The sequence below is a fragment of the Rhodoplanes sp. SY1 genome (genome assembly GCF_046000175.1).
In the GTDB taxonomy this organism is placed as follows: domain Bacteria; phylum Pseudomonadota; class Alphaproteobacteria; order Rhizobiales; family Xanthobacteraceae; genus Rhodoplanes.
Genome location: NZ_JBEOMB010000482.1, coordinates 1 through 553, shown reverse-complemented (window position 1 = coordinate 553; position 553 = coordinate 1). Strand labels below are relative to the sequence as shown.

The 553-nt window shown below is 66.5% G+C and carries 1 protein-coding gene; it reads left to right on the top strand.

The genetic code is table 11. The annotated features are described in order from the left end of the window. Positions 1-553: ShlB/FhaC/HecB family hemolysin secretion/activation protein (locus ABTU92_RS30490; RefSeq protein ID WP_408095266.1), on the top strand; the 553-nt coding region annotated here is incomplete at both ends.

Sequence of the window (553 nt, the reverse complement as noted above, 5' to 3'; positions counted from 1 at the left end):
AGGGCGACGGACGACTGACCCAGTTCAACGCGACCTTCCTGGGCGGGACCCGCGGCATCGGCAGCGATCCGGAACAGTTCGATGCCAAGCGCTACAAGGCGACCGGCAGCTTCCTCATCTTTCGCGGCGACATCTCGCACACCCAGGACATCTGGGCCGGCGCGCAGGTGTTCGTGAAGGTCCAGGGCCAGCTCGCCGACCAGCCGCTGGTGTCGAGCGAGCAGTTCAGCCTCGGCGGCCTCGACACGGTGCGCGGCTATCTCGAATCCGAGGCGCTCGGCGACTACGGCGGGGCCGGCACGATCGAGCTGCGCACCCCGAACCTCGCCAATTATCTCGAGCAGACGCTGGAGAACGGCACCGGCCAGACGGTGAAGTTCAACCCGTTCACCGACTGGCGGGTCTTCGCCTTCGCCGATGCCGGCCGCACGCGCATCAAGTCGCCGCTGATCGAGCAGCAGCAGCAGTTCGACATGGCGAGCTTCGGCTTCGGCTCGCGGATGCGCGCCATGCAGTACCTCAACGCCATGGTTCTCGTCGGTCTCCCGCTGAT